Origin of the sequence: Cellulomonas biazotea (assembly GCF_004306155.1) — a bacterium.
In the GTDB taxonomy this organism is placed as follows: Bacteria; Actinomycetota; Actinomycetes; order Actinomycetales; family Cellulomonadaceae; genus Cellulomonas; species Cellulomonas biazotea.
In genome coordinates, this window is the sequence record NZ_BIMR01000047.1 from 1 (window position 1) to 7,663 (window position 7,663).

The following is a 7,663-nucleotide window of genomic DNA, read 5'->3' on the forward strand; positions in this document are numbered from 1 at the left end:
GCTCGCGACCGCGCCGCCGCAGGGCCGGTCCGTCCGGCGCGCCGTCGCGCGTCCCGTCCACGCCGTGCGGGCCCTCGGGGTGCGCACGCTCGCCGCGCTGCGCCGCCGCGCGTGGTGGCCGCCGGTCGAGTCGTTCGCCGTCGCGCTGCGGCCCGTGTGGTGGCTCGTGCGCGCGTGGGTCGTGTTCATGCTGCTCGCGGGTGTCGCGAACCTCGACTCGGGGTACTTCACGCCGTGGATCCCGCGGTCCCTGTCCACCGTCGTGCTGCTCGGGGTGTGCGTCGTCGTGAGCGTGCAGTGGGGGCGCGGCCAGTGGCTGCGCGCACCCCGGCTGCGCTGGCTCGTCGTCGGGGTCAACGTCGTCGCCGCGGTCGCGCTGCTCCCGACGGTGTCGTCGGTCTACACCGAGCTCGACCGGCACCAGCAGATCTACCGCGAGTGGGCGCAGGGCAACCTCGGCCCCGGCGTCGAGTACCGCGAGCACGTCGTCGACGGTGTCGTGGTCGACGGCATGCAGGTGAGCAACCTGTTCGTCTACGACGCGGAGGGCAACCCGCTGGCCGACGTGCAGATCTACGACGACCGCGGGCGGCCGGTCCGCACGACGTTCGACGAGGGCTACCAGTCGTGGTCGTTCCCCGGCAGCGACGAGCCGTGGCAGTTCGTCAGCGCGTCGTCCCGGGACGGCGTGGCGCGGTGGAACGTCTACCCGCTGCGCGGCGCACCGGCGTCGACGTTCGTCTGGGGCGACACCGGGCCGGCGACCCTGCCCGACGGCGTCCAGGCCCAGCTCCCGCCGATGCCGTTCGCGAAGGCGCCCGCGGTGGCCGTCGAGCGGACGACCTCCGGGTCGGACGAACCGCAGATCGACGGGACGGTCGTCGCGGACGGGGAGCACGGCCCGACGGTCCCGTCACCGGAGCCGACGGCGGCGACGCACGAACCGTCCTCGTCCCCGACTCCCTGACGGCCCACCCCTGACGGGCCCTCTGACCCTGGACGGTGCGTCGTCGCAGGTGGGACGGTGTTCCCGCGCCTGGCGAGCGGAGACGGTCGCTCGCCAGGCGCCCCGTGCCGCTCGTCGAGGAGCCTCATGCCCGGTCGCCCGCCCGTGCGCGTCCCCGCCTCCGCGCCGCCCGTGACGTCGTCCGGGCGGCTGAGCCGTCGGGACGTCCTGCGCCTCGGCGGCGGGACTCTCGCGGCGGGTGCCCTCGCGGCGTGCACGCGCGACGGCGGCCCGCCGACGGCGCCGCTCACCGGCGACCCGGCCCAGCAGGGGGAGACCTGGCGGCCGCCCGCGACGCCGATGCGCTTCCCGGACGGCTTCGTGCTCGGCGCCGCGACGTCGGCGTTCCAGGTCGAGGGCTCCACGACGGCCGACGGCCGCGGCCCCTCGATCTGGGACACGTTCGCGGCCGAGCCGGGCCGCATCCGCGACGGCGCGACGGGCGACCCAGCCGCCGACCACTACCGCCGCTGGGAGCAGGACGTCGACCTCATGGCGGACCTCGGCCTGGCCGGGTACCGCTTCTCGGTCGCGTGGCCACGGGTCCAGCCGACCGGGTCGGGCGCGGTCAACCGGGCGGGCGTCGACTTCTACCGGCGGCTCGTCGACCGCCTGTTGGAGCGCGGCATCGAGCCCGCCGTGACGCTCTACCACTGGGACCTGCCGCAGCCGCTGCAGGACCGCGGTGGGTGGGCGTCGCGCGACACCGCGTCGCGGTTCGCCGACTACGCGGCCGTCGTCTTCGACGCGCTGCGTGACATGCCTGGGCCGTGGCTCACGGTCAACGAGCCGAAGACGACCGCCTACGTCGGCTACGGCAGCGGGTACCACGCGCCCGGCGTGCGCGACGTCGGGCAGATGGTCGCGGCCGTGCACCACCAGCTGCTCGGGCACGGCATGGCGGTGCAGGCGTTCCGGGCGTCGGGCGCGTCCGGCCGGGTCGGGATCGCGCTCAACCTGCAGCCCGTCTACGTGGGGGAGCCCGGGGCCGAGGACGCCGCGGTGCGCGCCGACGCCGTCGAGAACCGCCTGTTCCTCGACCCGGTGCTCACCGGGACCTACCCGGACGACGCGATCGGCGAGGAGGCCGGCCAGATCCGCGCCGACCCGTCGGTGCTCGACGACGTCGTGCTCGACGGCGACCTCGACGTCGTCAGCGAGCCGCTCGACGTCCTCGCGGTCCAGTACTACGGCGTGACCGGCGTCGACCGGAGCGGCCAGTACGTCGAGATGTACCCGACGTCGGACGCGCCGTGGCAGCAGGTCCACCCCGAGGGCATGTACGAGACGCTCGTGCGGGTCCGCGACGACTACCCGACGGCCCCCGCGCTGGTCGTCACCGAGAACGGCATCCCCGACCCGACGTCCGAGGGCGGCACCGACGACCCCGAACGGCTGGAGTTCCTGCGTGCGCACCTGCAGCAGGTCGTGCGGGCCGCGCAGGACGGGGTCGACGTGCAGGCGTACTACGCGTGGTCGCTGCTCGACAACTTCGAGTGGGCGGAGGGTCTGGACCAGCGGTGGGGTCTCGTGCACGTCGACTTCGCGACCCAGGAGCGCACCCCGAAGGCGTCCGCCCGCTGGTACGCCGACGTCGTCGCCGCGCACGCCGTGCCACCCGTCTGACCTGCGCCGTCTCGCTGCGTGGGATGCCGCTGAGAGCAGGCTCACAGCGCCGTCCCAGCCTGTGTGCGCAGCGTCACCGTCCCGCGAAAGGGCCGCCGTCGAGCGTCGGCGATACCGTTGAGGTATGCCTCAGTCTGTCGAGACCCCGGTCGACGCCGCACCCGCGGCCGGTGCGGTCAAGCCCAGTGGCAAGCCCCGCAAGGTGCCTCGCGTGGTCGTCCTCGGCGGCGGCACGGTCGGCCTGACGACCGCCCGTCGGCTCCGCAAGCGCCTCGGCAAGCGCGAGGCCGCGATCGTCGTCGTCGACCCCCGCCCGTACATGACGTACGCGCCGTTCCTCCCCGAGGCGGCCGCCGGCTCGATCGACGCGCGCAACGTCGTCGCCCCCCACCGTCGCGCCCTCAAGGGTGTCGACGTGCTGCAGGGCAAGGTGTCGCAGATCCACCACGCGCAGCGCACGGTCGAGATCACGCCCGAGGAGGGCGACCCGTACTGGATCACCTACGACCACCTGGTCGTCGGCCTCGGCTCGGTCGCCCGCACGCTGCCCATCCCGGGCCTCGCGGAGCAGGGCATCGGCTTCAAGAACGTGGAGGAGGCCATCGCGGTCCGCAACCACGTCCTCAACCGGATCGACGTCGCCTCCAGCACGTGGGACCCCGAGCTGCGCAAGCGCATGCTCACCTTCGTCTTCGTCGGCGGCGGCTTCGCGGGCGTCGAGGCGCTCGCCGAGGTCGAGGACATGGCCCGCTACTCGGTGCGCAAGTACCAGCAGATCGAGCCCGACGAGCTGCGGTTCGTGCTCGTCGAGGGCTCGCCGCGCATCCTGCCCGAGGTCAGCGAGGAGCTCGGCGGCTACACGCTCGAGCAGCTGCGCAAGCGCAACATCGAGATCCACCTCTCGACGTTCCTCAACTCGTGCGTCGACGGGCACGTCGTCCTGTCGAACAAGGTCGAGTTCGACGCGGAGACGATCGTGTGGACCGCGGGCGTCAAGGCCAACCCCGTCCTGCAGCAGTCCGACCTGCCGCTCGACAAGATGGGCCGCGTCCTGTGCAACCCGCTGCTGCAGGTCGTCGACGCCGACGGGACCGTCGTCGCGGACGCCTACGCCGCCGGTGACTGCGCCGCCGTCCCGGACCTGTACAACCCCGGCCAGTTCTGCCCGCCGAACGCGCAGCACGCCGTCCGCGAGGGCAAGCACCTCGGCGACAACCTGGCCCGCGTGCTCCGCTCGGCGGAGCCGACGGTCTACCAGCACAAGAACATCGGCGCCGTCGCGTCCCTCGGCATGTACAAGGGCGTCGCGCAGATGTTCGGCAAGGTGAAGGTCCGCGGCGCGCTCGCCTGGTTCCTGCACCGCACGTACCACGTGTACGCGATGCCGACCTTCAACCGGAAGCTGCGGATCATGGCCGGCTGGACCGGCTCGATCCTGCTGCGCCGCGAGGTCGTCGCGCTCGGCACCCTGCACGACCCCCGTGCCGAGTTCCGCGCCGCGTCCGTGCCGCCGAAGCCCCGCGCGGTCGAGGCCGACGCCGCCCTGCCGCCGCAGAAGGCCGAGCCCGGCTCGCCCGCCGCGAAGGCGTCGGGCAGCGGGCAGGCCGCGAAGAGCGCGAGCTGACCGCGGCACACACCCGCTGAGCACGTCCGACGAGCCCCGGTCCCGGGTGGACCGGGGCTCGTCGCGTCCCCGCCGACGGGCGCGGCCGCGCTGGCAGGATGTGCGTGCGTGGTGCGGCGCTCGCCCCGGCAGTGTCCGGGGCGGCGGTGGCACCGCCCCCGTAGCCCAATCGGCAGAGGCAGCCGGCTTAAACCCGGCCCAGTCCGGGTTCGAGCCCCGGCGGGGGCACCGAGGTGTCGTGGCGGAGTCAGGGCGGGCCGATGAGTTCCGGCACCCTCGACGGTCTGGCCTGGTGACGAGACCCGCCGGACGACCGGGCCGGCGGGCCGGGCACGCGAGGGAGACACCATGACGAGCACGTCGCAGAGCACGACGGGCCGCCCGCCCGTCGTGGACGTCGACACGTGGCAGGCGGCGCGCGACGCCCTTCTGGTCCGCGAGAAGGCGCACACGCACGCGGCCGACGCGCTCGCCGCGGAGCGCCGGCGGCTGCCGATGGTCGAGATCGACGGGACGGTCCTGGTCGAGGGCGCGGACGGCCCGGTGCCGTTCGTCGACCTGTTCCAGGGTCGCGACGAGCTCGTCGTCTACCAGCACATGTGGCACGACGGCGCCCCCTTCCAGGGTCAGTGCGAGGGCTGCACGGTGTCGGCGTGGGCGCTGCGCGACACCGTCTACCTGCGCGCGCGGGGCGTCGCGTTCGCGGTGCTCACCGAGGGGCCGTGGGAGGAGGTCCCGGCGTTCCTGGAGTTCATGGGCTACACGGAGCCCTGGTACTCGGTGCGCGGGGTCGCGTGGCCGGTCGGCGAGGACATGGGCCGGATCACGTGCTTCCTGCGCGACGGCGGCCGGGTGTTCCTCACGTACACGACGACGGGCCGCGGCACCGAGGTCGCGAACCCGGCGTTCGCGCTGCTCGACCTGACGCCGTACGGGCGGCGCGAGGCGTGGCAGGACACGCCCGACGGCTGGCCGGAGGGGAACCGGCCGTGCTGGTACTGGCGCACGGACGCCGACGGCGGCCAGGCGTGGGACGTGAGCCGCCCGACCCCGCAGTGGACCCGGCCGGGCGCCACGCCCGTCACGTCGCTGGGCCGGCACGCCCACCACCACTGACGTCGCCGTGCGCCGCGGGCCGGGCGCCGGCGGGCCTCGTCGCGCAGTCGGGACCTACGGCCGCCGCGGTCGTCCTCGCAGGCGAGGACGGTGGGGACATGACCGCGATCGTGGTGTTCGAGTCGATGTTCGGGGGGACGCAGGCCGTCGCCGAGGCGGTGGGTGCCGGCATCGCGTCCTGCGGGCTCATGACGGACGTCGTCGAGGTCGGCCGGGTGGTCGGCGACGGGGACCGTGCGCCGTGGTGGCCCGTCGACCCGCTGCTGCTGGTCGTGGGCGGGCCGACGCACCGGCAGGGGCTGAGCACGGAGGCGTCGCGCGCGAGCGCCCGCGCGCACGGGGACGTCGTGTCGGCCCTGACCGGGCTGGACCGGTGGCTCGCGTCCGCGCCCGGCGAGGTCGCCGACCTGCCCGTCGCCGCGTTCGACACCGCGTGGGGCACGCCGGGTGGCGGTGCGGCGTCGACGGTCATCGCCGACCGGCTGCGCGCGATGCGCGGACGGCTCGTCGTGCCGCCGGAGACGTTCCGGGTCGTCGGCACGTCGGCCGGGCCGGCGGCCGGTGAGGTCGAGCGGGCGTGGGAGTGGGGTCGGGGGCTGGTCTCGGTCGTCCGCTGACGGGCGTCGCCGCGCCCGGGCAGACGCTCGGCGCCGCGCCCTGTCAGGCGGGCTCGACCCGCAGGACGGGGTAGTCGGCGGCGATCTCCTCGAACCGCTCGAGGGGCTCGTGGCGGTCGACGGGGACGTGCGGGCGCGCGCCGGGGGCGAGGTCGAGGTAGCGCCGCAGGATCGGGGCGCGCTGCTCGGGCGGCACCTCGACGAGGCGGACGTCCTGGGGGCGGGGGGCGTGCAGGACGGCGCGTCCGCCGTCGGCCTCGACGTTGCGCAGCCACCCGGCGGAGGTCCCCAGCATGGAGACGACGTAGCGGTGGCCGTCGTGCCGCACGAGCACGAGCGGGAGCTCGATCCGCCGCCCGGACGTGCGGCCGCGGGTCTCGAGCGTGACGCCGCGCCCGCCGAGCGTGAGGATCCCGTGGCGGTACTGCCACGCGCTGAGGTCGTTGAGCCACCGGGCGAGGAGGTTGGGTCGGCCGGACGCGTACATCCACCGCTTCGCCGCGTGCCAGGGGCGGGGCCGCGGGCTCATGCCGGCCACGACCCGTGCGTCGACCAGACGGCCCGCAGCGCGCGGCGGGTTGCCGGACGCAGGGTGTGCACGAGCGCGAGGATCGCCGTCAGCGGTGCCACGATGACGACGAGATGGCCCGCGACGGCGTGGGGTGGCATGCTCGTCTCCCTACTTTGGTACTTGGAGTTCCATGTCTCGTGATGACCGTAGGACCGCCGGCGACGGCGGTCAAGAGCGCCCCGCGCGGGGCCGCCGACCGCGCCGCAGCGACACCGAGACCGGCCGGCTCATGCTCGACGCCGCGCTCGACCTGCTCGCCGCCGACGGCGTGACCGTGGCCCTCGACGGCCTCCAGCTCGAGGACGTCATCCGCAAGGCCGACGTCTCCCGCACGTCCGCCTACCGCCGCTGGCCCAGCCGCGAGGCGTTCCTCGAGGACGTCCTGCTCGAGCTCGCGCAGGGCGCCGAGCTGACCGACGTCGGCGTCCGCGTCGCCGCCGAGGCCACCGCGCTGCTCGCAGCCCGCCGGGACGTCCTCGCGACACCGCAGGGCCGTCACGAGGTGTTCGTCGAGCTGCTGCGCCTGTCCTTCCAGACCGACCTCGACGCGACGCTCACCTCACCGCAGTTCCGGACCTACCTCGCGCTGCGCGCGGCCTTCGTCGGGGTGCCGTCCGACGACCTCCGCGCGTCGCTCGCGGCGGCCCTCGCGCGCAGCGAGCGACGGGCCGTGGCGCGCGGCGCCGTCGTCCTCGACGGGGCGCGCCGACTGCTCGGGCTCCGGCTGACAGGCCCGCTCGGCGCCGGTCCCGACGGTGCGACGACCCTGGCCCGGGCCATCGCCGCGACCACCACCGGGTTCGTCGTCGCCGCGCTCGCGGACCCCGAGGTCGTCGGCGCGACGCGACCGCTCGCGCCGTTCGGGTCGTCGCAGGAGTCGCCGTGGTCGGTGCCCGCGCTGACGCTCGCCAGCCTGGTGCTCGCGCACGTCGAGGCCGACCCCGACGCCACCGCCCCCGACCCGGACGCGCTGCGGGTCGCGCTCGAAGGCCTGGTCGACGCCGGCGCGGCCGCCGCGGCCGCCGCCGACTGACCGGAGCCCGACCGACCGGAGCCCGACCGACCGGACCCGGCGGGCCGAACCGACGCGGCCCGGCGGGGCC

Annotated in this window: 8 protein-coding genes and 1 tRNA gene; 7 read left to right on the forward strand and 2 right to left on the reverse strand. The window is 75.0% G+C overall.

Features of this window, described 5'->3' with window-relative positions:
- From CBZ_RS04440 to CBZ_RS04465, 6 genes are all read left to right on the forward strand, one after another.
- The coding region (locus CBZ_RS04440) for a hypothetical protein (protein WP_165446647.1) at nucleotides 1-967 on the forward strand (967 nt) is incomplete at its 5' end.
- A gap of 126 nt (nucleotides 968-1,093) precedes the next feature.
- The gene (locus tag CBZ_RS04445; RefSeq protein WP_130780390.1) at nucleotides 1,094-2,632 is read left to right on the forward strand and encodes a GH1 family beta-glucosidase; all 1,539 of its coding nucleotides are present in this window, start codon (nucleotides 1,094-1,096) and stop codon (nucleotides 2,630-2,632) included.
- Between the two features lie 124 nt (nucleotides 2,633-2,756).
- Complete coding sequence (locus CBZ_RS04450; RefSeq protein WP_130780391.1) at nucleotides 2,757-4,256, forward strand: NAD(P)/FAD-dependent oxidoreductase; 1,500 nt, start codon at nucleotides 2,757-2,759, stop codon at nucleotides 4,254-4,256.
- Between the two features lie 154 nt (nucleotides 4,257-4,410).
- A tRNA-Leu gene (locus tag CBZ_RS04455) sits at nucleotides 4,411-4,484 on the forward strand.
- A 120-nt stretch (nucleotides 4,485-4,604) separates the two neighbouring features.
- Nucleotides 4,605-5,372 carry a DUF899 family protein gene (locus CBZ_RS04460; protein WP_130780392.1) on the forward strand — a complete coding sequence of 256 codons (768 nt, stop codon included), beginning with the start codon at nucleotides 4,605-4,607 and terminating at the stop codon, nucleotides 5,370-5,372.
- A 98-nt stretch (nucleotides 5,373-5,470) separates the two neighbouring features.
- Nucleotides 5,471-5,989 (forward strand): flavodoxin family protein, encoded by a 519-nt coding sequence (locus tag CBZ_RS04465; RefSeq protein WP_130780393.1) that lies wholly within the window; start codon nucleotides 5,471-5,473, stop codon nucleotides 5,987-5,989.
- Nucleotides 5,990-6,032: 43 nt separating this feature from the next.
- On the opposite strand, the gene CBZ_RS04470 is transcribed toward CBZ_RS04465, so the two are convergent.
- Both CBZ_RS04470 and CBZ_RS20730 read right to left on the reverse strand, forming a co-directional pair.
- On the reverse strand, nucleotides 6,033-6,518 hold the full coding sequence (locus CBZ_RS04470; protein WP_218022708.1) for a nitroreductase/quinone reductase family protein: 486 nt from the start codon (nucleotides 6,516-6,518) through the stop codon (nucleotides 6,033-6,035).
- A complete protein-coding gene (locus CBZ_RS20730) occupies nucleotides 6,515-6,658 on the reverse strand; it encodes a hypothetical protein (protein ID WP_165446648.1) in 144 nt (47 codons plus the stop codon). Before CBZ_RS20730 ends, CBZ_RS04470 begins: the two co-directional genes overlap by 4 nt.
- Before the next feature lie 131 nt (nucleotides 6,659-6,789).
- On the opposite strand from CBZ_RS20730, the gene CBZ_RS04475 reads away from it, so the two are divergent.
- On the forward strand, nucleotides 6,790-7,593 hold the full coding sequence (locus tag CBZ_RS04475; protein ID WP_165446649.1) for a TetR family transcriptional regulator: 804 nt from the start codon (nucleotides 6,790-6,792) through the stop codon (nucleotides 7,591-7,593).
- Nucleotides 7,594-7,663: the final 70 nt, after the last annotated feature.

What these genes read in the sequence shown, in the direction of transcription:
- CBZ_RS04465 (WP_130780393.1), top strand. Translation starts at nt 5,471, where the DNA reads ATGACCGCGATCGTGGTGTTCGAGTCGATGTTCGGGGGGACGCAGGCC.
- CBZ_RS04470 (WP_218022708.1), bottom strand. Translation starts at nt 6,518, where the DNA reads ATGAGCCCGCGGCCCCGCCCCTGGCACGCGGCGAAGCGGTGGATGTAC.
- CBZ_RS04450 (WP_130780391.1), top strand. Translation starts at nt 2,757, where the DNA reads ATGCCTCAGTCTGTCGAGACCCCGGTCGACGCCGCACCCGCGGCCGGT.
- CBZ_RS04445 (WP_130780390.1), top strand. Translation starts at nt 1,094, where the DNA reads ATGCCCGGTCGCCCGCCCGTGCGCGTCCCCGCCTCCGCGCCGCCCGTG.
- CBZ_RS04475 (WP_165446649.1), top strand. Translation starts at nt 6,790, where the DNA reads ATGCTCGACGCCGCGCTCGACCTGCTCGCCGCCGACGGCGTGACCGTG.
- CBZ_RS20730 (WP_165446648.1), bottom strand. Translation starts at nt 6,658, where the DNA reads ATGCCACCCCACGCCGTCGCGGGCCATCTCGTCGTCATCGTGGCACCG.
- CBZ_RS04460 (WP_130780392.1), top strand. Translation starts at nt 4,605, where the DNA reads ATGACGAGCACGTCGCAGAGCACGACGGGCCGCCCGCCCGTCGTGGAC.